General features: G+C 30.6%; 1 protein-coding gene. It reads right to left on the reverse strand.

The window, feature by feature from the left end; translation table 11 throughout:
• Positions 1–19: 19 nt before the first annotated feature.
• Positions 20–232 (reverse strand): hypothetical protein (locus ACY2RT_RS15740; RefSeq protein WP_490156843.1); only part of this gene is annotated, 213 nt, incomplete at its 5' end.

Here is a 232-nt window from a genome sequence, read left to right on the forward strand (position 1 = left end):
TTTTCATAATATGTGTGGTTTATATGCTATCTAATTCTTTTAATGATTCCTCAAGTTCTTCTACTTCTGTATCAATTTTTTCTGAAATCTCGTCGGCTTCAGCGTCAACTGCTTCAATTTTTTCTATAACAGCATTCGTTTCAGCCTCGTCGTCTTTATTTTTATCCCGCCAAGAAGAAGTAAATGCCAATATAAATATTATGGTATAAAATTTAATTACATGTGTCATAAA

It is taken from the genome of Ulvibacter sp. 2210JD10-4 (assembly GCF_058148525.1).